Genomic DNA, 24478 nt, shown 5'->3' on the forward strand with positions numbered 1-24478 from the left:
TGAGGTAAGCATGGGATTTTATGTGCCGGAACGGGTGATCAAGCTGCTGTGCGGCAGCGCATCCCTGGACAAAGGAATAGCCTACCACGAATCAGACAGGGTCCGGTTAACTTATATAGAGAATGACGACACGCTTGAATATTCTAAGTACCGGGCTGAGGTTCAGGGTCTGGAAAATTATGACGTAGCGCTTACGGTCGATAGCGATGGTGATGTGAATGCGGAATGCTCCTGTCCTGCTTATTATCCCGGCGGAGCATTCTGCCAGCATATTGCAGCTGCGCTGGTGAGCATTCTCCGTCTTGAAGAGGGCCGGGGCCCCGGCGGACGGACGGCCGCTTCCAGTCTTCAGACCCGGGGAGAATTTCCGGAAGCGGCCGGCGTGATTCCCCCCCGCTATCCGGGCTCAGGCTCGGCGGAGCGCTCCGGTGACCGGCAGCTTGTGAACAGCATGCTGGGCGTGTTCGAGAGCAGCAGCCGTCCGCGCCCAAGCGGTACGGGAACCTATATCGATCTTAGAACACCGCTGCAGGTAGAGTTCATCTGCAAGCCGGTTTCACTCAGCTATGGCGCACCCATGCTCGGAATCGAACTCAGGATCGGGCCGAAGCGTCTCTATATTGTGCAAAAAATCAGAATGTTCCTGGACCGTCTACAACGCGGTGAGCCGTTTGAGTTCTCCAGACATTTCATCTATGATCCCGCTTTGCACTCCTTTCATAAAGAAGACAATACAGTCCTGCAGAAGCTGATTGAGATTTTTCAGAATGAACAGATCTACCGTGCCGCTGTTAACCCCTATGCAGCGCTCTCCGGGGGAATCGGCGGGGAAAGGCTGCTGGCGGTCCCGCCTTTTTTCTGGGAGTCTGTGCTTCCGGCTCTGACCGCTGCCCCCTCCGTCTATTTACAGCAGGGCAACCTGTCCATGGAGAGACTTCAGATCTCCACAGAGGCGCCGCCGCTAAGCTTCCAGTTCGACCAGGCGTCAGAGGATGGCTACCGGCTGGATATTCAGGGGATGGCGCAGATTATGGTGCTTGAGGATTACGGGCTGGTGCTGTCCGAAGGCAGGCTGCTGAAGCTCCCGGCCGAGGAATGCCGCAGACTCGCCGAGCTGAAGCGGATGCTGGCGGCCGCCCGCAAAGACGGAATCGCGATCGCCCCGGAGCAGATGGAGCCTTTTATGGACAAAGTCATTCCCGGGCTGAAAAAGCTGGGTCATGTGCATATTGCCGAAGCGATTGCGGACCGTATTGTCCAGACACAGCTGCAGGCCAGACTCTATTTGGACCGGGTCAGAGACCGGCTGCTGGCCGGCCTTGAATTTCAATACGGCGGCATTGTGATTAACCCGCTTGATGAACAGAGCCGTGAGCGGGGCAGCGAGGTCATTCTGATGCGTGACGGGGAGGCCGAACGGCGGATTCTCGAGCTGATGGAGCATGAGTCTTTTGCCCGGACGGAAGGCGGTTATATCATGAACGATGAAGAGGGGGAATATGATTTCCTCTACCACACGATTCCGCTGCTGGAGCCGCTGCTTCAGGTGTATGCCACCACTGCCGTCAAAGGAAGAATTGCTGCCGATACCTTCACACCGAAGGCTGTTTTGACCTGGAACGAGAAGACCGATTGGCTGGAATTCAAATTCGGGATGCAGGGAATACCGGAAGGTGAAATTGTACTGGTCCTCAAAGCGCTGCAGGAAAAGCGCAGATATTACCGGCTGCCGGACGGGGCACTGCTGCCGCTGGAGAGTGCAGAATTCTTAGAAGTTATAGCGTTTATGAACGAGCTGGGGGTACATAGCGTTCCTTTCAACAAACCCCAGTTCTCCCTGCCTCTAGTCCATGGCCTGCAGCTGAATCCAGAGACAAAGCATGGAGACGCCGTGACGATCGGACGCTCCTTCCGCCGGCTGATGGCCAATATGGCAAGTCCCGAGAATCTGGACTTTCCTGTGCCGGACAGTCTGGCTCCCATTCTCCGCGACTATCAGCAGTTCGGGTTCCAGTGGCTGAAGACCCTGGCCCACTACCGCTTCGGCGGTATTCTGGCTGATGATATGGGGCTCGGCAAAACATTGCAAGCAATCGCCTTTCTGCTCTCAGAGCTGGCGGATATCCGCGAAGGGGGCAAGCCTGCTCTGATCGTTGCTCCAGCCTCACTGCTCTACAACTGGCAGAATGAGCTGAAGAAGTTCGCACCCGGGATCAAGGCGGCCATTGCCGACGGGAACCTGAACGAGCGGAGCAAAGCTGTGCGTAATGCCGCTGGCGCTGACGTGATCATTACGTCTTACCCGCTGCTGCGCAGGGATATTGAGCTGTACGCCCGGCACTCCTTCCATACGCTGATTCTGGATGAAGCCCAGATGATCAAGAACCATGCTACCCAGACTGCGCAAGCGGTTAAAATATTGCAGGCACGCTACCGATTCGCCCTTACCGGAACGCCGGTGGAGAATGCGCTGGAGGATCTGTGGTCTATATTCAGCGTCGTATTCCCCGGGCTGTTCCCCGGCAAAAAGGCGTTTCATGACCTGCCCAGGGAAACCGTCGCGAAGCGGTCCCGGCCTTTTCTGCTGCGCCGCCTCAAAAGCGATGTGCTTAAGGAGCTGCCGGATAAAATCGAATCGCTGCAGGCCTCCGAGCTGCTGCCGGAGCAGAAGAAGCTGTACGTTGCTTATCTCGCGAGACTGAGGAAAGAAGCACTGAAGCATCTGGATAACGAAGGCTTCGGCCATGGCCGGATCAAGGTGCTGGCCGGGATTACAAGACTGCGCCAGCTCTGCTGCCACCCAGCACTTTTCGTTGAAGGCTATGACGGGGGTTCCGCCAAGTTTGAGCAGCTGCTCGAAATTATTGAGGAATGCCGAAGCTCCGGCAAACGGATGCTGGTCTTCTCCCAATTCACCGAGATGCTCGGAATGATCGGACGAGAGCTTGCCCTGCAGGGCATCCAGCATTTCTATCTGGACGGCAAGACGCCTGCTTCGCAGCGCGTGGAACTGTGCAACAGGTTTAATGAAGGTGAACGTGACCTGTTCCTGGTATCCCTCAAAGCAGGCGGAACCGGCCTGAACCTGACTGGAGCCGACACGGTGATCCTGTATGACCTATGGTGGAATCCTGCTGTTGAGCAGCAGGCGGCTGACCGGGCCCACCGGATCGGACAGAAAAAAGTGGTCCAGGTGATCCGCCTCGTTGCCCAAGGCACGGTGGAGGACAAAATGTATGAGCTGCAGCAGAAGAAAAAGAATCTGATCGACGAAGTCATCCAGCCCGGGGAAGAAGCACTATCCACGCTGAGCGAGCAGGACATCCGTGAGATTCTCATGATCTGATAGACTGGCATAGATTCGAATGCTGTGTTGTCAGTATGGACATCCGGCAGCTCCATTCACCGATACCTCTAAATGCGCATATGGTGTTCAAAGGAGAGCACGCTTAGGGAGTTTTGCAGCTTTCCCGATAGAATGTAAACGGAAGAAGGGAGTTCCATGCCCCCTCCTGGAAAAGGAAAGAAAACGGGTGTTAAAAAACAACCGGCAAACCCCAAAGCACAAAGCCCGAAAGGGCTGGAATTTGCGGTCGCTGCGCTCCTTTTGACAGGCAAACTGAAGGTAGACTCCATTCAGATGTTTAGAGACGCATCCCTGCTTGTGAGCCTGGTCGGAAAATATACATCCCTGAATCCTTTGAGCGAGAGCAATGTAGATAAGCTGGTTAGCTTTCTCGATGATAACAGCAGCCTGACATTAAATGAAATTATGACCGCCTTAAAGAAAAAAGCCGATCTCTCATAAAAAATGATGACGATTAAGGGGGCAAAGGAGCTTATGGGAAATTTGGATTTTGACGGGGAGAATTTTGCCGGTGCCCTGCTGCTGGTAATCGTAATTGCCCTGCTGATTTATGGCTCCACGGATATTAAGGATCTGACCGCTGCCCCCACCTCGGATTAAGGCCTCTCTGCCCCCAGTTGGACGGAGGGGTTACAAAAGACAAGCTGTGGCATACAGCACTCACCTGCTATGTGCGTACCATAGTTAATATTTTTCAAAAAAAGGAAATAGTTAAGGCTTAGTCTCTTGCTTTCTCCCAAAAATTCGCTATACTGAAAAAAATCAATATGCAATCGATGAACGGGATAGTAGTGAGTTGGATCTAGTCCTCAGCGAGCCGGGAGAGTGGAAACCGGTACAGGCCAACCCATGAAGCGCACCCGGGAGATGGACTTCTGAACTGACAGTAGGAAGCCCCGGCTGAAGACCGTTAACTTATGAGTGGCTAAACCGGCGGTTTAGCAACGAGAGTGGTACCGCGAGCGCAATAAGCCTTCGTCTCTTTTTGGAGATGAGGGCTTTTTCTTTTGCATATATTACGATTCAACATTTTCAGGAGGTCATAACCATGTTAAGCCAGCTTATCAAAGACAGTTTGGAAAAGAGCGTAAGTCATGTATTTACAGCCCTCGGCGCTGACGGTGCAGAACAGGTAACGATTGTGCTTGAACAGCCCGCTAATCCCGATTTCGGCGACTACTCCAGCAACATTGCCATGCAGCTGGCAAAGGTACTGCGCAAAGCCCCTATGGCCATTGCGGAGCTGATAACAACTGAGCTACGTCAGTCAGAGAGTCTTGGGGCACTATTTCAAAAAGTCGACATCGCGGCACCGGGATTCATTAATCTGTACATTGACTGGCGGGAGTGGGCCGGACGCAGGTTTGAACTGCCCACATCTGCAGGGGAAAAGGTCATCATCGAACATACCTCTGTCAATCCCAATAAATCGATGCATATAGGCCACCTGAGAAACTCGTGTATCGGGGACGCGCTGGTAAGAATTTTGCGTAGAACCGGGCACAACGTAGAGGTCCATAATTATGTGGACGATCTCGGCAATCAGCTGGCAGATACGGTGGTTGGGCTGCTGAATGTGCCGCTTGCAGGTGAACATGTGCGTTTTGGTGATTATTGCTGGGATATTTACGCCGGTGTGAACAAGGAATATGCGCTGCATCCTGAGACGCTGCACAAACGGACGGAGATTCTTCATGCTTTGGAAGAAGGGAAAGGCAATACAGCCTGGCTGGGTAAACTGGTTGCGGAGCGGATTGTCAAAGAGCATGTGGAGGAGATGAAGGGGTTCGGCATCCGCTATGATTTGCTCGTCTGGGAGAGCAGCATTGTGAAGGAAGGCTTCTGGTCATCCGCGTTCGCGCTGCTGGAACAGACGGAAGTATTTGTGCAGGAGAAGGAGGGGAAGCTTGCGGGCTGCTGGATATTGAAGCAACCTGCGGAGGATGAAGGAGAGGCAGATTCTGAAGAGCATCACAAAGATAAGGTGCTGGTGCGCTCGAACGGAATTCTGACCTATACCGCCAAGGATATTGCCTATCATCTCTGGAAGTTTGGACTTTTGGATAAGGATTTCGCCTACAGCGAGTTTAATGCCAGACTTTGGACGACGGGATTAACCGGGGAGCAGCTGCCTTTTGGCGGGGCAGACCGGGTGGTCAATGTGATTGACTACCGTCAGGAATATCCGCAGGCGATGGTCAAGCAGGCGCTTGAGGTGCTGGGGTTCAAGGGGCAGGCTGAGAAGCTGCATCACGTAAGCTATGGCGTTGTTTCACTCAGTCCCGCCTCCGCAGCGGAGCTTGGCATCGACACCACGGAAGGCAAATCCTCTTACGCCATGTCCGGCCGCCAGGGTATCGGCATCAAGGTCACCGAGCTGGTGCAGCTGATGGAGCATACCATTGAAGCCACCCGGTCTGATAAAACCGGCCTCTCCAGCCGGCTCATCGCTACCGCAGCCATCCGGTATTATCTGCTGCGCTTCAATCTGGGAACGGAGATTATTTTTGATTTCAAGCAGGCTACGGAGATTTCCGGCAATACGGGAGTTTATCTGATGTACACCTACGCGCGTGCAGGCAGTGTGCTCAGCAAAGCTGTTGTTCCTGTTAATGTTGAAGAAGAGGACGCTCTACCGGAATTCCCGTCGCCGCTGGAAAAGGCAGAGCTTGCGCTGCTGAGACATCTCAGCACCTGGCAGGATACTCTCTACAGTGCAAGCGTTCTGCTGACGCCGAATGTCATCTGCAACTATGCGCATACTCTGGCTTCGCTGTTTAACAACTTTTACTCAGCCTGCCCGATCCTGAAAGGTGAAGCCGCCCGGGTCTCCTTCCGCCTCTGGCTAACGTACAAATTCCAGGAGACGCTGGGGGATGTGCTGGACGTGCTGGGACTGCCGAAACCGGAACGGATGTAACTGCCGAGGCGGCTCCTTTGATACGAGTGACAGCTGATTTGGCGACGGGCCTATCGATTATTGGATCTTCCGTGGCATAACATAGTTTAACTGTACTTCGTACAACTATAACCCGTGAGAATGAGCATTTAATGAGAATAAATGCATTTCGTACAACTATAATCGGTGAAATCGACCCACATTGGCAATTCCGGGCAAAATAGATGTACAAAGTGCACCTAAACTAATTTGCCGGATAACACAGTATTTTTAATTGCACAGAGTACACTTATTATACCCGCGGGTGGTAAACAGTCTTCTTCTCATCCTCCGGACGCACAAACAGCCTTCCCGGAGGAAGGCTGTTACAGTGACGTCCCGGAAGGGATGCAGCCCTTTCGGGCTGATTGCGATGTAATCCTAACGATGCTTATGCTTCAACGTCCCCCCCTTTCGGGGTTCTCATCCCCCCGAACGCAAACAGCCTTCCCGGAGGAAGGCTGTTACAGTGACGTCCCGGAAGGGATTCGAACCCCCGACCGTGCGCTTAGAAGGCGCATGCTCTATCCAACTGAGCTACCGGGACATGTCGATGACAGGACTGATTATTAACACTATGTATTAACGCAACGTTATTTATTATACCTCATTGAGATAATTTTTCAAGGCTGGAGACGAAGAAAAACAATTTCTGCCCCCGGCAGCGGATGAAGCGGCGCATAGCGCCGCTCACTTTCCGTCTTCCGCCGCCGGAGCAGAGGCAGCAGCATCTCTGCTGCAGCCCTTAATGCCGTCCTGGTGTAACTTGCCGGAAGTGCTCCTCCAGCTGTTTTTTCAGATGGCCGAAAATGAGCAGCTCCCGCTGGAACTTGGACCGTTCATCCTCCGGACTCATGACAATACTGCCGGTAAACGCGCTGACTGTCACATCCTGAAAGGCATCATGCATATTGTTATCAAACCAATCGGTTTCGGTGTCCGCATCATTCGTCAGAATGCGCACAATTTCGTACCCTTCCTCACGCTGGTCTTCAACAATGTACACCAAAAGCGCGGAATCGCCTACAGCTCCCGGCAATACCCCTACTTCGGCACAAGGCGCACCGTCATATTCGGTCATTCTGCGGATTTTGGCGTCTTTAATGTAATACACTTGTCATCATCCCTCCTGGCAAATTTCCCTCTCCCTAGTGTTCGGATAAGGACATACATTTTATCCCTTCAATCGGCATATATCTGTATTACTTGGCAAAAAAGAAACAAGTGGAACCGGCTGCGCCGTCTCCTAAGGACCACAACCGTTTCAGCGAGAATATAAGGATCATTTTTTTGCGTAAAGCATATCCATTCTTATATTTGGACAACAATCGCACAAAAAGAGAGGATGAAACGACATGTGCGGAATAACCGGATTTATCCAGTGGCGCGGCGACCTAACACAGCACTCGCAGCTGCTCGTAAAAATGACTGAAACCTTATCCAACCGCGGACCGGATGCGGCCGGAACGTGGATATCAGGGCCTTGTGCCCTTGGACACCGCAGACTTAGCGTGATTGACCCCGAGAACGGCGCACAGCCGATGATCGCCCGCCATGACGAACAGGTCTATGCCCTTGTGTATAACGGCGAATTGTATAATGCGGGCGAGCTCAAGGGTGAGCTCAAACAGCGCGGGCACCGCTTCCTGACCCAGTGTGACACCGAGGTTCTGCTCCACGCCTACATGGAATGGGGACCTGACTGCACTGAGAAGCTGAACGGAATCTTTGCCTTTGCGGTCTGGGACAGCGTACGCGAGCATCTGTTTCTGGCACGTGACCGGCTTGGCGTGAAACCCTTGTTCTATAGCCAGGTGGATGATGTGTTTGTCTTCGGCTCTGAGCCCAAAGCGCTGCTGCAGCATCCCAAGGTTCAGCCGAAGGTCGGACCGGAAGGTCTGGCAGAAATCTTCATCATCGGTCCGGCCCGCACACCGGGACAGGGTGTATACAAAGATATATTCGAGCTTCGCCCGGGTCATGCCATGATTTATAACCGGAATGGAATCCGTAAGTATGCTTACTGGGAACTGGAGAGCTACAATCACACCGATAATGTCGATGAAACAGCCGCCAAGGTACGCGAACTGCTGCAGGATACGCTGGAGCGCCAGCTCGTCTCCGACGTTCCGGTCTGCTCCCTGCTGTCCGGCGGCCTTGATTCCAGCGCCCTCACCGCGCTCGCCGTTGATTATTACAACCGCAGCGGCCAAGGACAGGTTGACACTTATTCCGTCGATTATGTTGATAACGATAAGCATTTCAAAAGCCATACCTTCCAGCCCGGAGCAGACGGGCCGTGGATTAAGCGGATGGTCGATGAGCTGAATACCAATCATCACTATGTGACTTTTGATACCCCGGAGCTGGTGTCGGCGCTGGATAATGCCCTCTACTCGCGCGATTTGCCGGGGATGACCGATGTGGATTCGTCGCTGTATTTATTTTGCCGGGAAATTAAAAAGAATGCGACTGTAGCCATTTCGGGCGAAGCGGCTGACGAAATTTTTGGCGGATATCCCTGGTTCCACCGGGAAGAGATGCTGTCCTCCGGGACGTTCCCCTGGTCTGTGGCCCCCAAAATGCGCGCAGAACTATTGTCGCCCGAAGTCAGGGAATGGATACGTCCGCTGGAATATTTAGGCGACCGTTACAGCGATGCCGTGGCTGAGGTTCCTAAGCTTGACGGGGAGACCGGCAAACAGGCGCAAATGCGCGTGATGTCCTACCTCAATATTACCCGGTTCATGCCTACGCTGCTGGACCGCAAGGACCGGATGAGCATGGGTGTAGGGCTTGAAGTCCGTGTCCCTTACTGCGATCACCGGCTGGTGCAATATGTGTTCAACATTCCCTGGGAAATTAAAACCGTCGGCAACCGTGAAAAAGGCATTCTGCGCAAAGCGCTGGAGGGCGTACTGCCGGATGATGTGCTCTACCGTAAAAAAAGCCCTTATCCCAAAACCCATAATCCCGCTTATTTAAACGCCGTACGTTCACAGATGCTGAGTATTCTCGATGATTCCTCCTCTCCGATCCTGCCGCTCATCGATCCGGCCAAAATCCGCGAAATCGCGGCATCGCCGGAATCATCCAGCAACCTGCCCTGGTTCGGCCAGCTGATGTCCGGTCCGCAGCTGTTCGCTTATCTGGCCCAGGTAAATCTCTGGCTGAAAACATACAACGTTTCGATTGGATAAATGCAGAGGTTCGTGATTATTAATACAGCCGGATAGGATAAAAACCTCTACAACTATAGGTAAACATATCTTCGTTAAAGGGGTATTGTCCTTGATGCCAACCTCTGTAAAACCTGCTGCTTCGCCCACAAAAAAACTGCTTCCATTCATAATTGTCGCCTTTGGATTCACCTGGCTGTGCTGGCTGCCGCTCCTGCTCAATAAGCAGTTCGAAGCTGGTATGCCGGTGCTGCCCGGTCAATTCTATCTAGGCTCCTTCGGGCCGCTGCTCGGCACACTGGTCAGCCTCCGGCTGCCCGGTGAAGGAGGGATTACCACCTGGAGCAAAACCGCATTTTCTCTTGCTTTCTCCAAAAAGTGGCTGGCCATTGCCGCAGGTCTGCCGCTCGCTTACGGGGCGGTCGCTGTATTGGCCCACACGCTGATCACGGGGAGTATGCCGGATATGCACAAGTTCGGCCTCACCTCTGACCTGCCGCCGCGGTTTAACATCTGGATGACCTCAGGGGTATGGATGCTGACCTTCGGTATCGGGGAGGAGAGCGGCTGGCGCGGTTATTTGCTGCCTGCACTGCACAAGCGCTACTCCCTGTTCACCTCTGCTCTGCTGGTGGCACTGATCTGGATGGCCTGGCATTTACCTGCCTTCTGGTTCAATGAAAGCTATCTTGGAATGGGCTTTGGCATCATTGGCTGGGCGATCAGCCTGACCTACGGTTCAGTCGTGCTGGCCTGGATCTGTGAAGGCAGCCGCTGGAGCATCCTTCCTGTCATCGTATGGCACGGCATTTTTGATCTGCTGACCGCCAGCGACCAGGCTGCTGAGGTAATGGCGATGGTCTGCAGTATGCTGGTCATTCTCCATGGCATCCTGCTGATGCGGATCCTCGGCAGACGCCGCAGCCAACCGCCCAGGCTGTAAACGGCAAAGGGAGAGGATTCAACCAGTTGCTCCACTTATCCGAGCAAGACAAAATAAAGAGCAAGTCACATTCCTGTGACTTGCTCTTTTGTCTTTTATTACAGCCTACAGCCGCGATTTTATCCGGTTTAGAAATTAAAGTTATCCGGATCGGGACCGAACCGGTGATTCTGGTTCAAATCCTCAATCGCCTTGACGTCTTCGTCACTCAGGGTGAAGTCAAAGAATCCGGCATTTTCGACGATCCGCTCGGCATGCACCGATTTCGGAATCGTGATCACACCCTGCTGTAAATCCCAGCGCAGCACAATTTGTGCGACAGTTTTGCCGTATCTTTCAGCCAATTCTTTCAGCAGCGGCACATCCAGATTGCCTTGCATGAGGGGACTCCAGGCCTCAACCTGAATGTCATGCGCCTTCGCAAATTTCAGCACCTCACGCTGGGTCAGCAGCGGATGGAATTCAATCTGGTCGACAACAGGCACCACTCCGGTGTCATCAATAATATCCTGCAGATGATGAGTCTGAAAGTTGCTGACGCCGATCGATTTGACCAGCCCCTCCTTCTGCAGATGGATCAGTGCTTTCCACGTATCCCGGTATTTGCCGGCCACCGGCCAGTGGATCAGATACAGATCAATCACATCCAGCCCCAGCTTCTTCCGGCTCACCTCGAAGGCCTTCAGCGTGGATTCGTAGCCCTGATCGGGATTGCGCACCTTGGTTGTGATGAACAGCTCTTCCCGGGGCACCCCGCATTCCCGGATTGCTTGTCCGACACCTTCTTCATTATTATATCCGGCCGCTGTATCAATACTGCGGTAGCCTGTTTCAATAGCCGTCTTCACCGCATGGATAACTTCTTCGCCGTCTTTGGTCTGCCATACCCCTAGACCCAGCCATGGCATCGTTACTCCGTCATTCAATGTAGGCCCACCTGTAAACGGTCCGTTCATTTCGCTCATGGTTCACCCTCCAAGCTTGAATAGTTTGATCAAACTTCCTTAACCTTTATAGAGACTGTGTAATCAGCCGGATGCAAACAACAGTATAACAGATTGCTGCGGTGCCACCAAAAGCGCGGATCGCCCCTCTAAAAAAAGAGCGCCACTGTAATCACAGTAGACGCTCCCCCCACTTATTTACTTTTCGATCAGCTTGAAATCATCGAAATGAAACTCCGGCGATACGATGCAGGAAACCAGCACCGGCTCATCGCCAAGCGGCCGTGCCGCCTGCCAGACGCCTGCCGGAATGACCACCTGCGGCTGCTGGCCGGCTGCGACATCAATGCCGAGAACGACCTCGGTAACGTTCTCCGGCTGTTCGCCGCTGCCGCCGAGGCTCAGCACAATCGGGCTGCCGGAATGCCACAGCCAGATTTCGTCGGAGAGCACAGTGTGCCATTCCGAAGCTTCGCCCGGGTGAAGCAGGAAGTAAATGGACGACGCTGAGGCTCTTGGCCCCGAGTAGCTGCTGCCAAGGGTTTCGTGCGGGATTTCAAAGGAAGAATTCCAAAGTCTTTTGTACCATCCGCCTTCAACGTGAGGCTGCAGCCCCAGCGCTTCCACCAGCGGAGAAATTTCTTTTTGCGTCACAGTATCTTCTCCTTAAAGTTGTGCTGCATAAGCATCCACAGTTAATTTAGGTTTGCTTTTACTTTAACGGAATGTACCGCGATTGTAAAACCTCCCGCTTATTTGCTCTCCTTGCTGGCCTTGAACACCTCAGCGATGGCACCGAGTGTACCCAGCGTTTCCACAGCACTGCTTGGCAGGAACACTTTATTGGCTGCACCCTTGGAGATTTCAGTTAATGCATCAAAGGATTGATAGGCCAGCACCCGCTCATCCAGTCCGGCGCTGCTGATCAGCTGGATACGCGATTTCTCGGCTTCCGCCACTGCCTGAATCGCCTTGGCCTGACCGAGCGCTTCCAGCTCCTGCGCCTGGCGCATGCCTTCCGCCTGACGGATACGCGCTTCCTTGTCACCTTCAGCCTTCAGGATCTTACTCTGCTTGTCGCCTTCTGCGCGCAGGATCATATCCTGCTTGGCGGCTTCCGCCTCAAGGACAATCGCACGTTTGCTGCGTTCTGCCTTCATCTGCTTATCCATCGCTTCCTGGATATCAAGCGGCGGCTTAATATCAATGACCTCCACGCGTTCGATCCGTACGCCCCACTTTTCCGTCGCTTCATCCAGGGCGAGCCGGATATCCGAGGAGATTTTTTCCCGGCCGGACAGGGTTTCATCCAGCTCCAGCTTCCCGATAATCTGCCGCATGGTTGCCGTGGAGATGTTGCGTACCCCGTATACATAATCGGAGATCCCATAAGTCGCTTCTTCCGGGCCTACCACCTGATAAAAGATGATCGTATCAATCTGCACCTGCACGTTGTCCTTCGTAATGACCGTTTGCGGCGGCACATTGGCCTGCTGAATCCGCAAATCATGATAGGTTCGTACCTGGTCGATAACCGGAATAAGGATGTTAAGACCCGGTGTAAGCAGGCGGTTAAATTTCCCGAGCCGTTCGACTACGCCTACCCTTTGCTGCGGAACGATTTTGATCGTCAGTGCGATAAATACTACGACAACAACAACGATAATTCCTAAAATGGCTAATTGCATCAGTACGTGTCCCCCCATCGTTCTACTTCAATAATCGTGGTACCTCTTTTAACAACGATAACCTTCTGATCTTTGCCCAGAGCTTCTGTGGACGTTGCACTCCAAGTATCACCGCCTACTTTGACCTGCCCGTAGCGCCCAGGCACAATCGGTTCCACGACCAGCCCCTGTCTGCCGACGATCTCTGTCCCGGTATCCTTGAACCCCCGCGAGCTCCGGAGCCTGGCGGCCAGGGGTTTGGTAAATACCGTCAGACCCAAAGCAACCAATGAACCGACCACTACCTGCAGAAATATTGCGTCCGGAAACAAGATTGCAACCACACCGCCCGCCAAAGCTCCGATACTAAGCCATAACAAATAAAATGTAAACGTAAACATTTCTACGACAAACAAGACGCCGGCAATGATTAACCACAACGCCCAGACATCCATAGGTAGACCCACCACCTTCCGCTATATACTACTATAACGAAATCAAAGGCACTTACGTTCCATAAATGTTAAAAACCGGGCAGCGGCATCATCATTATATTTCAGCTTGTGGAAGCTTATGAATACAGAACCGCACTTTGGCAAAAATACCGGGCTTGGGAGCAGCGGGTGTAATGGTCACGCTATACGTGAACCACACCAAAAAGCCTGCAGAGAAGTTATCCTTCTCCGCAAGCTTTTTTGCTGCCCAATAATAATGATATACCCAGCGGATGCGGGGGAAGCGGGATTAGTTCTTTTTCCAGAGAGCCGGTGTGGTCGCCGGTTCCCAGCCCGCCAGTGAGGTGTGCGCCTGGAGGCAAGTATAAGATGCTCCATTGTAGGTAACCACATCACCTGCTTTATAAGCGGTACCTGCCAACCATGCACCGGCTCCAGGTGTTGTCGATGCGGTTGCCGTTGGTTTCACCGTTGCAGTCGGCGTAACAGTTGGTACAGGCGTGGGGGTTGCGGAAGGGGACGGTGTCGGGGAAGCAGCGGTATTGCCGCAGGTTCCTATCACCTTCCATACCCCGTATGCACCGCTCAGATCAGGACGGTCGCCCTGAGTCCACCACTGCGCCTCATATAATATACCGCCGTAAGAGGCCTGCTGGCCTTTCGTGTATACGGCGGTAGAGCTCCAGGCCGCTACTGTGCATTGCCCCGGTGTTGGGGTTGGTGTCACTGTGGCACTTGGCGTCGGCGTCGCTGTAACGCCAGGAGTCGCGCTTGCGGTCGGTGTTGCCGTGGCACTTGGTTTTGGCGTTGCCGTGGCTGTTGGTGTCGGCGCCACCGTTGCAGTCGGCGTTGGGGTTGGTGTAACCACAGTACCGCCTAGCTCGGTGCTCAGCTTGTTCTGAAGAGTTTTGTTGCGGTCGCCGCTCGTCTCCCAGAACATTGCCCCGGCCAGGCCTTTGGACTTCAGATAGCTGATCTTATAACCGATGGATTCTACATCATCGTAGCTGATATAGGTTTGTGTCGAAGGATTATAGAGATAAGGCACTTTAGATGTATTATTCCAGTAACGGGTGTAGCCGTTTTTGTTAATATAGTTCGCTTCCAGGTCATTGAAATCGTAATTCCCCTTCTCCCAGGTGCCAGTAGAGGAAATACCGGACGATACCTGATACTGTCCATTGCCCGTACTCGGCGCTCCGCCCCAGCCTCGGCCGTAGAATGGCATGCCGAGCACCAGTTTCCCTGCCGGAACCCCTGCGGAAAGATAGCTGGTAACAGCTTTGTCGATATTATAATTCGCCGGCTCAGTAAGCCCGGAAGACGCTGCCGCAGGGTCATAATACAGCGGTGCGTTATGTCCGGTCGTGGTGTTCCAGCTTCCGTTAAAGTCATAGGTCATAATGTTGATCCAGTCCACAACCGCTGCAATGCCGCTGAGATTATTATTTTGGATATAGGCTGGACCTGCACCGGAGGCAATGGTCAGCAGATAGGTTTTGCCGTCGGCGGTGCCCGCCGCATTCAGCTTTTCACGTATTTTCTGCAGCAGCAGTACGTAATTCTGCTTGTCTTCCGCACGGTAGCTGTTGCCTGCCAGCCCCCCGCTCACCGGATATTCCCAATCGAGGTCGACCCCATCCATCTGGTATTTGCGGATGAAATCAACCGCGGAATTAGCAAATACCTCACGGGTCGCCGCCGTAGCCGCCACATCCGAGAAGCGGTTCGACCAGGTCCAGCCGCCGACGGAGATTACAGTCTTGAGGTTCGGATTTTTTTCCTTGAGCTTCCACAGCTGCTTCAGATTGCCTTTGATCGGATCGTCCCATTTGTCATCCCCAAAGCTTTTCTGGGCATCGATCCAGGGATCACCCAGCACAATCGTACCATTCGGTACGCTGATGGTCTGGCCCTGCTCATTCTGGCAGCTCCAGGTAACCGGGTTCGGTCCGGTCGGGTCGGGATTCCCGTGTATACCGTTCCAGCAGATGTCTGCGAAGGCATAGTTAATTACATTCATTTTCGTGGGATCAATATCCGTTACGTTAAAAGCCCGTCCATAGGCAGCCCATGATGCATAATACCCGACCACCTTGTAATTTCCTTCCGCATTTGCAGTTTTGACACTACCGCCCAGTCCGGCGGCAAGTGTAATGATCAGAGCAGCTACAAGGCCCAGCAGCGCAGCTTTCCTCGATTTCTGTTTCTTCAGCATTGAAGTGGTTACCTCCTCGGTTGAATGCGTAGCACAATTCTGTTCAGGTACAAGAAACGGCGACAGCGTTCGGACTAGAATGGTAATGCTTATGCCTGCATGCTCAGAAAAGAAAACTCATCGCTCACCCCCAGGAATTGGATTCACCCTCACTTGCCTTTCTATTAAATTAGCGGCAGCTAAATAGAAGATAGCATGCTAAAAAAACGCATGAAGCTTCTCCGCTGCCTGTGGTGAAGGAGTCTTTTGACTCCTTAGATTGAACTCGCCAAAAAAAAGGTGCTGTCAGGTGTGTGAACGGGTTGCAAGGATGGAGTGAATGCTAGTGGAGGATTTATTACATGAAAAGGTGTGAAGGCACTTCTAATTTTCAAGCATTGCTGCTCAAAGGGCTAGGGGGAAATTTCCGTTTTGGAGGGATAAGATCATCTTATGCTTAAAAAATGCCACTGCGTAATATTGCAATTTCAGTTTATTTTGTAGCTGCACAGCACAAAAAGGCCCACCCGCAAAGACTGCGGATAGGCCCTCTAATGGTTCCAATTGAATTAGGGTGCAACACTACAGTAATTTTGCCGCAAGCCGTGACCCCGCTATTTCCGCTGCTTCGCGGCCAGCTTATCCGTCAGCAGCCTAAGCGCCATTCCCCGGTGGCTGATCCTCTGCTTCTCTTCCAGCGTCAGCTCGGCCATCGTCTTCTCATACTCGGGAAGGTAAAAGAGCGGATCATAGCCGAACCCTCCGCCGCCCGCCGGCTCAGAGGTAATCCAGCCCTCCACGGTGCCTTCCGCCGTCAGCTCCTGGCCGTCCGCCGGATCATAAAGCGACAAGGCACAGACGAAACGGGCGGGACTGAGCAGCGGCTGGCCGGTATCCTCACCCTGCTTCAGCCCTTCCAGCTCGCTCAGCAGCTTGAGGTTATTGTCCTGATCCCGGGCATCCTCTCCGGCATAACGCGCCGAGTAGACCCCTGGGCGGCCGTCCAGAGCATCGACACAGAGACCGGAGTCATCGGCCAGCACAGGCAGCCCGAGGGCATCGCCGACTGCTTTGGATTTTTTGAATGCATTCTCGGCAAAGGTTGTCCCGTCTTCCACTACATCCGGCAGCTGCGGGTAGTCGAACATACTCTTCACGGTCAGTCCAAGCGGTGCAAAAGCATGCTGGAACTCACGGACCTTGCCTTTATTTTTGGTAGCGACAATCAGAATTCCACCGCCGGCGTTCATGCTACACCTCTTGGCCAGGCTGGCCGGACGGGATTTTGAGCGCGATCGGACCGAGTACTTCCTTCTGCACGGCGATCAGCTCGTAGATCCCCTTCTCCCCAAGACCGAGCAGCTGGTCAAGCTCCTGGCGGGTGAACGGCCGCTCCTCCCCGGTGCCTTGCACTTCTACAAATGCCCCGCCGCCGGTCATGACTACGTTCATATCGACTTTTGCTTTGGAATCCTCTTCATAGTTCAAATCAAGCAGCGTTTTGTCGCCGACCACACCGACGCTGATTGCGGCCAGATAATCGGTAATCGGGAATACGCTAAGTTTATGCTGCAGCGCAATTTTGTTAATGGCAAACGCCATCGCTACAAAAGCGCCTGTAATCGAAGCCGTCCGTGTGCCGCCGTCCGCCTGGATGACGTCACAGTCCAGTGTAATGCTGCGCTCGCCGAGCGCCTGCAGATTGACTACGGAACGAAGCGCCCGTCCGATCAGCCGCTGGATCTCCATCGTCCGTCCGGTCAGCTTGCCGCGTGCCGCCTCACGCTGGTTGCGCGTCTGGGTCGCCCGGGGAAGCATGGAATATTCAGCAGTCACCCAGCCTTTGCCTTGTCCTTTCAGAAACGGCGGGACCTTCTCATCCACCGTCGCGGTGACGATGACCTTCGTGTCTCCCATTTCAATCAGAACTGAACCCTCAGCATATTTATTCGTTTGGGTGGTTATTGTCAGCGGCCGGAGCTGGTCGTCGTTACGTCCGTTTGATCTCATGTTTTCTTCCTCCTGCATCTTGAATAGCTAAAGTTGTGATAAAAGTTCCCGCCAAGCGGGATGTCTATTCTCTACTTTGCGCGAGAAACGGATAACATCCAGGGAAGGACATTATCCGTTTTTCGCTTAGCAAACTTTATTCTATCAAAGAGCAGGCACAAAAGCATCTTTTAGCCCTGAGAAAATCTTTTATAACGGCAGTGCGTTCACATATTCCGGAGCAGAGACCGGCTTGCCATAGTCCACGTTGTTGGTTCCGGTGACCGTTTCAAGTCCGTTCAGACGGATTTGGACCGGAGCATCCTCGGCATTTTGCGCTACCGTCAGCACCACGGATTCCAGCATTTCCTCCGGCACATTCTTACCGTCTGTGAACATATCGTCAGTCAGGGATACGGTAACTACCCCATTTTGCCCGGCTTCTACGGAATCTAACACCGTTCCCCCGGTCATTGCCGTCTCCAGGCCGTTAGCAGACTCCGGTCCGGCGATCAGCTCTCCCAGTGCCGCTTTCACCTTGTCCTCTCCGGCGGGTACAAAGCGTGTGACCGGAACATAATACTGGTGGGTACCGTCAGGCGTAGCTGCGGAAAAATATACCGTAACCGCGCTCTGGTTCATCTGCATCGGGCCATTCTTCTGCAGGTTGATCCCGAAGGCGCGTGACAGCGGATGATCCAGCGGGGTGCCCTGAAGCGGCATTTCTGTAAGCTTTTTACCGTCTACCCAAAGCTGCACACCCTGAATGCCTTCCTGGCCGGTCAATGTCCAGGTAACTGCTTCAAGGATTTTACGCTCATCGGCAGGCTTGTAGTCATTAAATGCGGAGTTAAATTCCACTACTGCCAGTTTGTCTTTGTCTACCGAGACACTCTTCACTTCCGTTCCTGCAGGGAGCACACCCTGGAAGCCTTCCGGTACAGCCGAGGCATAGGCCCCTTTACTAACCAGTGCCGTAAGCGAATCCTTCAGCATTACAGTACTGTCGCCTTTGGGAAGGCTGAGGGATACCGGAGCCAGCAGACCATTAGCGTCCTTGAGAAACACGGTGGTCCGTTCCCCGGGGGCAGCAGCTTCCGCCTTATCTGTAGTGCTGCCTTCCGCTGCAGTTCCTTCTTCCGCAACAGGCCCAAATACCCCGGTGTCGAGCGTGGTGTTGTCACTGACTTCCAGCATTTGCGCCTCAATCTCTTCCGGCGGCGGATCAACCGATGCCGATTCCGAGCCGAACAGGCCGCAGCCGGACAAAAGAATGGGAACCGTGAGCAGACAAGCCGCAGACAGACCGCGGACTGTGTTCATATGCTTCATGAATAATTACCCCTTTCAACACTAAGATCAGTTTGTACTGCTATGTATACGAGCCCCATGCCCAAAAAATAACAACGGCTTATCCTAAATTGCTGGACAATGCAGATCTTATATTCTGGACAGGCTCCAAAAACTCCAAACACTCCAAAGACTAATGCATTGCCTGTGAAGCGCCCCCAGGGCTTCCGGCAGTTTAGACAACCGCAGCAGCAGCCGTTATAATAGTGGCAATTCAAATAATCAACTATCCTTCTGATGAGGTGACTGATGACTATGGAAGATATAAAAAATCCTTACAGTCTTAACAGCAAAGCGGTTGCAGAGGCGACCAAGTACTGGCTGCATAAGCGCGGCGTGACGTTGGAGGAGATTGCTGAGCTTGTTCTGTTTCTGCAGCAAAAATACTATCCGAATCTGACGATCGAGGAATGTGTCCATAACGTCGAAATGGTGCTGAGCAAGCGCGAGGTGCAGAATGCGGTGCTGACCGGGATTCAGCTGGATGTGCTGGCGGAGGAAGGCAAGCTGTTCACTCCGCTGCAGGATATGATCGAGAACGATGAGAGCTTATACGGGGTAGACGAAATTCTCGCCTTCTCCATTGTGAACGTATATGGCAGCATCGGCTTCACCAACTATGGTTACGTAGACAAGCTGAAGCCCGGTGTGCTGGAGCGGCTGAACGATAAAACCACCGGGCAGATTCACACCTACCTGGACGACATCGTCGGCGCTGTGGCCGCTGCCGCCAGCAGCCGCATTGCCCACCGCAAGCAAGCGGAACGCGAGCAGGAGCTCGGCCTCCCGCATGCGCCGGAGGATACCGAAGAAGCCGCCAGAAAGCTGGCGGCTGAGGATGGGCTGGAGTAATCGTGCAGTTCATTTAGCTGTACTTTGCGCAATTAAATTAAGCGAATAAGGCTGTAAATCAGCTTTAATTGTACTTCGTACAACTAAAAATCTGCATTTACTCCGTATGAGCCCCTTTTCCGCATAGTAATTGCACAGAATGCAGTTACATTGTTATGGGTGTAACTTTTGCTGCTTTTAATGTACTAAGTGCAGTTAAACGGACTGACTTGAACTAACTAAAAAAGCCATGGCCACATGAACCGGGTGGGATGCTCCCACTGCTCTGTGGCATGGCTTTTTGCTGTGCTTGTATACTTGGCGCGAGCGGCGAGGGCCAGCGAGTGGAGTGCCGCAACCGCGGCAACTGGCAGCCCGTCCTACCTGTCCGCAGCTGCGAACAGGACCGGCCCGCCGGGGATAGGCGCAAGCTCCGCTGCCCGCCCCCGGCGCACCAGCTCGGCCAGATGCGCCAGCGCCTCGCTCATGGCGAAGCGCATCTGATGCGCGCTGGACACGCGGCTGCGGAACAGCGCTTCACAGACCGCGAACCCGCTGAGCGGTCCGCCGGCCAGCAGCTGAGCGGCGGTATCCAGCCGCTCCTCATGGTGCCGGAGCAGGCTGTCCGCCCGCTCCGTCCACACCGTGAACGGTTCCCGGTGGCCCGGGAACGCACGGCTCACCCGGAGGCTGCGCAGCGCGCGAAGCCCCTCCAGGAACGTCTGCAGCGGCTGCGGATCGCTGCCCGGCTGCAGGCCGACATTGGGCGAGATCTGCGGCAGAATCGCATCGCCGCAGAACACAAGCCCGCTGCCGGCCTCATACAAAGACACGTGACCCGGCGCATGCCCGCCGGTCAGAACCGGCGTCCACTCCCGGCCGCCAATCACAACCGGCACCGCAGCGTCGATATAGCTGACCTCCGCCTGCGGGGTAACCTGGGGCAGGAAGCTCACCAGATGCTCCCTGATCCCCCGGATCCATTCCTCCGGCATCCCGTGCCGGAGGAACAGCAGCGGCAGCGCCTCATTGAGAGTCGCTGCCCCGCCCCAGGACATCCGGGCCTCGGCGTGGGCTCGCTCCGACATCCATACCCGGCTGCCGCTGCGGGACTGCAGCCAGCCCGCCAGACCGTAATGGTCAGGGTGATGATGGGTAACCACAATTTTCCGGATATGGTCCCAGGATAAATCCAGCTCGTCCAGCACGCCCTCCCAGGCCAGCTCCGCCTCCTGTGTATGGGGACCGGGGTCAATCACCGTGATGCCGCCCTGCGGCTCTGTCACAATATAACAGTTCACCTGACGCAGCGGCGGATCCATCGGCACGGATACCTGAAGGATGCCGCTCTCCCAAGCCTTTATCTGTGCCTTCCGCATGGCTCCTTCACCGCCCTCTTTGAGTCTTCTGCCTGAAACCATCTAAGGACGGGCACCAACGAAGATCATCCGTTTCGAATGCTCCTCATCGTACTCCCCTTCATCGTAATCGCCATGCACATCTTCGATCTGCAGCCCGGCTGCGGCAATCAGCCTGCGGAACGTTTCCAGTGGATAGAGCTTCACACGCTCGTGATATTTGCGGGGCGTATCATCCCCTCGGGAGGTAAGGATGATATCCTTCTTCACATAACCGTCTTCGATCCGGCGGGACTCGTCAATCAGATTAACCCCGTCCTCACGTGAGGAATGCGGTACAAGATGGCGGATGACATAAGCCGGATTCAGAAAATCTATAATAAACCTGCCGCCAGGCTTCAGCATCCGGTAAATTTCGCGCAGCACCTTCACTTGTTCCTCATCCTCTTCAAAATAGCCGAATGAAGTAAACAAATTAACTACTGCATCAAAACCGCCGGGGAGCGGCAGCCTGCGCATATCGGACTGCACCCAGGTCACCGCTCCGGCACCAGCCTGGGCACGGGCTTCACGAAGCAGGGTTTCGGACAGATCGACGCCTGTGACCTCATAACCCGCTTCGGCAAGCGCCAGCGAATGGCGGCCCATGCCGCAGCATAGATCCAGGATCTTTGCCCCCTGCGGCAGCTCCAGCCAGCCGATCATCTGCTCCACCTCATGCCGGGCTCCGCAGAAATCCCTATGCCGGTATACAATCAAATAATCTTCTCCGAAGCTTTTCTCGTACCATTCACTCATCTTCCTTCTCCTCCCGCACTCCTGCAGTTCTCTCTATGTATAATATGGTTACGATTGTACCCCCTTTTCCCTGTAAACTCAAAGAAGAGTCGCCTTTCCGCCATATTTCACACGGTAGGGTAACTCTTCTGAATTGAACTTATCGATGCCGCTCTAAGTACACCCTGGCTTCATAAGGCCGTAGCTTCAGCCGGGTCAGATCCTCTTCTTTGACAGAAGGGTAGTTGGAGATTAGCAGCTCCTGCTTCCCGGCCGCAAAATCCGCAGGCAGCTCGAATACCGGCTCATGCTCAAAGAAATTGAGAATGACCAGGAGGCGCTGATCCTCCAGCGTCCGGGTATAAGCATAAATCTCCGGATGATCTTCCAGCAGCAAGGCGTATTCACCGTAGACAATGACCGGATGCTTTTTCCGCAGCTGGATCAGCTTTTTATAGTAGTTGTAGATCGAATCAGGGTCTTTAACCGCACTGGCTACATTGATCTCACGGAAGTTCGAATTCACGCGGATCCACGGTACGCCTGTGGTGAAGCCGCCATCCTCGCTGGCGTCCCACTGCATCGGCGTGCGGGCGTTATCCCGGCTTTTTTTATGGATTGCCGCCATAATGTCAGCCTCAGGGACGCCTTGGGTACGCTTTTCCTCATAGTAATTGAGCGTTTCCACATCCCGGTAATCATCGATAGACTCGAAAGCCACATTTGTCATGCCGATTTCTTCACCCTGGTAAATATACGGTGTCCCCTCCAGCATATGAATGAAGGTCGCCAGCATCTTGGCTGAAGGAATACGGTAGTAGAGGTCATTGCCGAACCGTGATACGGAGCGCGGCTGGTCATGATTGCACAAATAATTGGCGTTCCACCCCCGGTCATGGAGAACGGTCTGCCAGTTGCTCATGATTTTTTTGAGGTCACGCAGATTCCAGGGGATGGTATCCCATCTCCCTCCGCCCGGAGCCGCACAATCCAGATTCATATGCTCAAACTGGAACGTCATATTCAGCTCGCGGCGTCCGTCGCCGACATAATCCAGCGCCTGCTCCGGTCCGAGGCCCGATGTCTCCCCGACCGTCATAATATCGTAGAAGTACAGCACCTTGTCGTGTAAATTCTGCAGCAGCGTATGGACATGCGCGAGGTTTGAGAACATATCATAAGCGCGTACGGTTGCCGTTCCGCCGGGGTTCAGGGCATCCGGGTAGCCCTCCGCCTTCACAATATGGGCAATCGCATCAAACCGGAAGCCGTCGACGCCTTTTTTCAGCCACCACTGCACCATTTCATGCAGCTTGTCGATTACCGCCGGGTTCTCCCAGTTCAAATCGGGCTGATATTTGGAGTACAGGTGCAGGTAATATTCATCCGTCTGCGGATCAAGCTCCCACACCGAACCGCTGAAATAGGATTCCCAGTTGTTCGGGGGACCGCCGTTTTTACCTTTCCGCCATATATAGTAATCCCGTTTGGGATTGTCCTTCGAGCTCCGCGATTCTATGAACCATGGATGCTGGTGGGAAGTGTGGTTCAGGACCAGGTCCATCATCAGCTTCATTCCCCGGGCGTGCATCTCCCGCAGCATCACGTCAAAATCCTCCATCGTCCCGAATTCCTTCATAATATCGCAGTAATCACTGATATCATAGCCGTTGTCATGGTTCGGCGACTTGTAGATCGGGCATACCCAGATGACGTCTACACCCAGGTCCTGCAAATAATCGAGCTTCGAAATAATTCCTCTCAGATCACCGATTCCGTCACCGTTACTGTCCATGAAGCTGATCGGATAGATTTGGTACGCTACGCTTTCTTTCCACCATTTTGGATTCACTAGGATTCCCTCCGCTTCTCCGGCTCCTGCCCGTGTTAGATATATTAATATATCTTAACCACACTGAAGGAAGACAATCACACGCCCCTTTCAAAAATCAGAGTTCCAGCTGTCAGGCTCCGTCCGCTTTTAGCTCAAGCAGTCCCGGTATTGTTTTCTCAACCTGCCGGTACAGCTCCTGGCCGATCATACCTTCATCATGGATATAAAAAACCAGCAGCGACTGTTCCTGATAAGCCTTATAGGGCACCAAGTCAGCTGTGGCTGTATGTTGTTCAAAATCAGCCCAGCCCGCTTCGCGTTCCCCGGCCGTGGCAAACTGATAAATGACCAGTTCCTTCTCGTCCAGCAGGAAAACCAGCGGTTTCCTTCCGTTCAGTTCCCCCTGAAATATATTCTCCGGGTGTACTACCACGCTATGCAATTCCAGACCCTGCCTGGCAAAATAAGCAGAAATCTCATCTGCGCTAAGCTCCCTGGCCTCAACTTTAACCGGATCAGTTCCCCGGCCGCAGCCGGTAAGCAGCATTCCAAAGCCGAGGAGCAGCAGTATTAATATCCCTGACATCCGCAGCTTCATACTCATACTCATCTTTGCCAGCCCCTATTCACTTCGTTTATAAGTAATTAA

At 53.6% G+C, this 24478-nt stretch carries 20 protein-coding genes, 1 tRNA gene and 1 other annotated feature; of the genes, 7 read left to right on the plus strand and 14 right to left on the minus strand.

Going from position 1 to position 24478, the window contains the following annotated elements; genetic code table 11:
- Positions 1-10 precede the first annotated feature (10 nt).
- From JRJ22_RS23445 to JRJ22_RS23460, 4 genes are all read left to right on the plus strand, one after another.
- Positions 11-3346 (plus strand): DEAD/DEAH box helicase, encoded by a 3336-nt coding sequence (locus tag JRJ22_RS23445; RefSeq protein ID WP_206101742.1) that lies wholly within the window; start codon positions 11-13, stop codon positions 3344-3346.
- A 261-nt stretch (positions 3347-3607) separates the two neighbouring features.
- Positions 3608-3808 carry a hypothetical protein gene (locus JRJ22_RS23450; RefSeq protein ID WP_232380934.1) on the plus strand — a complete coding sequence of 67 codons (201 nt, stop codon included), beginning with the start codon at positions 3608-3610 and terminating at the stop codon, positions 3806-3808.
- A 3-nt stretch (positions 3809-3811) separates the two neighbouring features.
- The gene (locus JRJ22_RS23455; RefSeq protein WP_206105364.1) at positions 3812-3967 is read left to right on the plus strand and encodes a hypothetical protein; all 156 of its coding nucleotides are present in this window, start codon (positions 3812-3814) and stop codon (positions 3965-3967) included.
- A 167-nt stretch (positions 3968-4134) separates the two neighbouring features.
- Positions 4135-4353 (plus strand) — a binding site (T-box leader).
- A 62-nt stretch (positions 4354-4415) separates the two neighbouring features.
- Positions 4416-6287 carry an arginine--tRNA ligase gene (locus JRJ22_RS23460; RefSeq protein WP_206101744.1) on the plus strand — a complete coding sequence of 624 codons (1872 nt, stop codon included), beginning with the start codon at positions 4416-4418 and terminating at the stop codon, positions 6285-6287.
- 491 nt (positions 6288-6778) lie between these two features.
- On the opposite strand, the gene JRJ22_RS23465 is transcribed toward JRJ22_RS23460, so the two are convergent.
- Together JRJ22_RS23465 and JRJ22_RS23470 are read right to left on the minus strand one after the other, a co-directional pair.
- Positions 6779-6852 (minus strand) — tRNA-Arg (locus JRJ22_RS23465).
- Positions 6853-7050: 198 nt separating this feature from the next.
- Positions 7051-7419, minus strand: coding sequence for a hypothetical protein (locus JRJ22_RS23470; protein WP_054942775.1), 369 nt, complete (start codon positions 7417-7419; stop codon positions 7051-7053).
- Positions 7420-7660: 241 nt separating this feature from the next.
- Between JRJ22_RS23470 and asnB the strand changes: the two genes are divergently transcribed.
- Entirely contained in the window at positions 7661-9505 is a 1845-nt protein-coding gene (gene asnB / locus JRJ22_RS23475) for an asparagine synthase (glutamine-hydrolyzing) (RefSeq protein WP_206101745.1), read from the plus strand.
- 94 nt (positions 9506-9599) lie between these two features.
- On the plus strand, positions 9600-10427 hold the full coding sequence (locus JRJ22_RS23480) for a CPBP family intramembrane glutamic endopeptidase (protein ID WP_206101746.1): 828 nt from the start codon (positions 9600-9602) through the stop codon (positions 10425-10427).
- Between the two features lie 128 nt (positions 10428-10555).
- On the opposite strand, the gene JRJ22_RS23485 is transcribed toward JRJ22_RS23480, so the two are convergent.
- The 8 genes from JRJ22_RS23485 to JRJ22_RS23520 all read right to left on the minus strand — a co-directional run bounded on the left by JRJ22_RS23485 (position 10556) and on the right by JRJ22_RS23520 (position 19011).
- Positions 10556-11392 carry an aldo/keto reductase gene (locus tag JRJ22_RS23485; RefSeq protein ID WP_206101747.1) on the minus strand — a complete coding sequence of 279 codons (837 nt, stop codon included), beginning with the start codon at positions 11390-11392 and terminating at the stop codon, positions 10556-10558.
- 177 nt (positions 11393-11569) lie between these two features.
- Positions 11570-12025 carry a cupin domain-containing protein gene (locus tag JRJ22_RS23490; RefSeq protein ID WP_206101748.1) on the minus strand — a complete coding sequence of 152 codons (456 nt, stop codon included), beginning with the start codon at positions 12023-12025 and terminating at the stop codon, positions 11570-11572.
- 98 nt (positions 12026-12123) lie between these two features.
- Complete coding sequence (locus JRJ22_RS23495; RefSeq protein WP_206101749.1) at positions 12124-13059, minus strand: SPFH domain-containing protein; 936 nt, start codon at positions 13057-13059, stop codon at positions 12124-12126.
- Entirely contained in the window at positions 13059-13493 is a 435-nt protein-coding gene (locus tag JRJ22_RS23500; RefSeq protein WP_206101750.1) for an NfeD family protein, read from the minus strand. Before JRJ22_RS23500 ends, JRJ22_RS23495 begins: the two co-directional genes overlap by 1 nt.
- 289 nt (positions 13494-13782) lie before the next feature.
- A complete protein-coding gene (locus JRJ22_RS23505; protein WP_206101751.1) occupies positions 13783-15711 on the minus strand; it encodes a glycosyl hydrolase family 18 protein in 1929 nt (642 codons plus the stop codon).
- A 593-nt stretch (positions 15712-16304) separates the two neighbouring features.
- Positions 16305-16940: an XTP/dITP diphosphatase gene (locus tag JRJ22_RS23510; RefSeq protein WP_206101752.1), complete on the minus strand. Its 636-nt coding sequence runs from the start codon at positions 16938-16940 to the stop codon at positions 16305-16307.
- Between the two features lies 1 nt (position 16941).
- Positions 16942-17700 carry a ribonuclease PH gene (rph, locus tag JRJ22_RS23515; protein ID WP_206101753.1) on the minus strand — a complete coding sequence of 253 codons (759 nt, stop codon included), beginning with the start codon at positions 17698-17700 and terminating at the stop codon, positions 16942-16944.
- Between the two features lie 189 nt (positions 17701-17889).
- Positions 17890-19011, minus strand: a complete 1122-nt coding sequence (locus JRJ22_RS23520; protein WP_206101754.1) for a GerMN domain-containing protein — start codon at positions 19009-19011, stop codon at positions 17890-17892.
- A 273-nt stretch (positions 19012-19284) separates the two neighbouring features.
- On the opposite strand from JRJ22_RS23520, the gene JRJ22_RS23525 reads away from it, so the two are divergent.
- Positions 19285-19881 carry a phosphatidylglycerophosphatase A family protein gene (locus JRJ22_RS23525; protein ID WP_206101755.1) on the plus strand — a complete coding sequence of 199 codons (597 nt, stop codon included), beginning with the start codon at positions 19285-19287 and terminating at the stop codon, positions 19879-19881.
- Positions 19882-20240: 359 nt separating this feature from the next.
- On the opposite strand, the gene JRJ22_RS23530 is transcribed toward JRJ22_RS23525, so the two are convergent.
- The 4 genes from JRJ22_RS23530 to JRJ22_RS23545 form a co-directional block, all read right to left on the minus strand.
- Positions 20241-21281 carry an MBL fold metallo-hydrolase gene (locus tag JRJ22_RS23530; protein WP_232380935.1) on the minus strand — a complete coding sequence of 347 codons (1041 nt, stop codon included), beginning with the start codon at positions 21279-21281 and terminating at the stop codon, positions 20241-20243.
- On the minus strand, positions 21282-22016 hold the full coding sequence (locus JRJ22_RS23535; protein WP_206101756.1) for a class I SAM-dependent methyltransferase: 735 nt from the start codon (positions 22014-22016) through the stop codon (positions 21282-21284).
- Between the two features lie 139 nt (positions 22017-22155).
- Complete coding sequence (locus JRJ22_RS23540) at positions 22156-23847, minus strand: glycoside hydrolase family 13 protein (protein WP_206101757.1); 1692 nt, start codon at positions 23845-23847, stop codon at positions 22156-22158.
- A 112-nt stretch (positions 23848-23959) separates the two neighbouring features.
- Positions 23960-24439, minus strand: a complete 480-nt coding sequence (locus tag JRJ22_RS23545; protein WP_206101758.1) for a hypothetical protein — start codon at positions 24437-24439, stop codon at positions 23960-23962.
- Between the last annotated feature and the right edge of the window lie 39 nt (positions 24440-24478).

Origin of the sequence: Paenibacillus tianjinensis (genome assembly GCF_017086365.1) — a bacterium.
Taxonomy (GTDB): Bacteria; Bacillota; Bacilli; order Paenibacillales; family Paenibacillaceae; genus Paenibacillus_AQ; species Paenibacillus_AQ tianjinensis.

Bases quoted from the DNA above. Each gene is read 5' to 3' on its own strand.
- JRJ22_RS23445 (WP_206101742.1), top strand. From the start codon at position 11: ATGGGATTTTATGTGCCGGAACGGGTGATCAAGCTGCTGTGCGGCAGC.
- JRJ22_RS23455 (WP_206105364.1), top strand. From the start codon at position 3,812: ATGATGACGATTAAGGGGGCAAAGGAGCTTATGGGAAATTTGGATTTT.
- JRJ22_RS23460 (WP_206101744.1), top strand. From the start codon at position 4,416: ATGTTAAGCCAGCTTATCAAAGACAGTTTGGAAAAGAGCGTAAGTCAT.
- asnB (WP_206101745.1), top strand. From the start codon at position 7,661: ATGTGCGGAATAACCGGATTTATCCAGTGGCGCGGCGACCTAACACAG.
- JRJ22_RS23480 (WP_206101746.1), top strand. From the start codon at position 9,600: ATGCCAACCTCTGTAAAACCTGCTGCTTCGCCCACAAAAAAACTGCTT.
- JRJ22_RS23485 (WP_206101747.1), bottom strand. From the start codon at position 11,392: ATGAGCGAAATGAACGGACCGTTTACAGGTGGGCCTACATTGAATGAC.
- JRJ22_RS23495 (WP_206101749.1), bottom strand. From the start codon at position 13,059: ATGCAATTAGCCATTTTAGGAATTATCGTTGTTGTTGTCGTAGTATTT.
- JRJ22_RS23500 (WP_206101750.1), bottom strand. From the start codon at position 13,493: ATGGATGTCTGGGCGTTGTGGTTAATCATTGCCGGCGTCTTGTTTGTC.
- JRJ22_RS23505 (WP_206101751.1), bottom strand. From the start codon at position 15,711: ATGCTGAAGAAACAGAAATCGAGGAAAGCTGCGCTGCTGGGCCTTGTA.
- JRJ22_RS23510 (WP_206101752.1), bottom strand. From the start codon at position 16,940: ATGAACGCCGGCGGTGGAATTCTGATTGTCGCTACCAAAAATAAAGGC.
- rph (WP_206101753.1), bottom strand. From the start codon at position 17,700: ATGAGATCAAACGGACGTAACGACGACCAGCTCCGGCCGCTGACAATA.
- JRJ22_RS23520 (WP_206101754.1), bottom strand. From the start codon at position 19,011: ATGAAGCATATGAACACAGTCCGCGGTCTGTCTGCGGCTTGTCTGCTC.
- JRJ22_RS23525 (WP_206101755.1), top strand. From the start codon at position 19,285: ATGGAAGATATAAAAAATCCTTACAGTCTTAACAGCAAAGCGGTTGCA.
- JRJ22_RS23530 (WP_232380935.1), bottom strand. From the start codon at position 21,281: ATGGTTTCAGGCAGAAGACTCAAAGAGGGCGGTGAAGGAGCCATGCGG.
- JRJ22_RS23535 (WP_206101756.1), bottom strand. From the start codon at position 22,016: ATGAGTGAATGGTACGAGAAAAGCTTCGGAGAAGATTATTTGATTGTA.
- JRJ22_RS23545 (WP_206101758.1), bottom strand. From the start codon at position 24,439: ATGAGTATGAGTATGAAGCTGCGGATGTCAGGGATATTAATACTGCTG.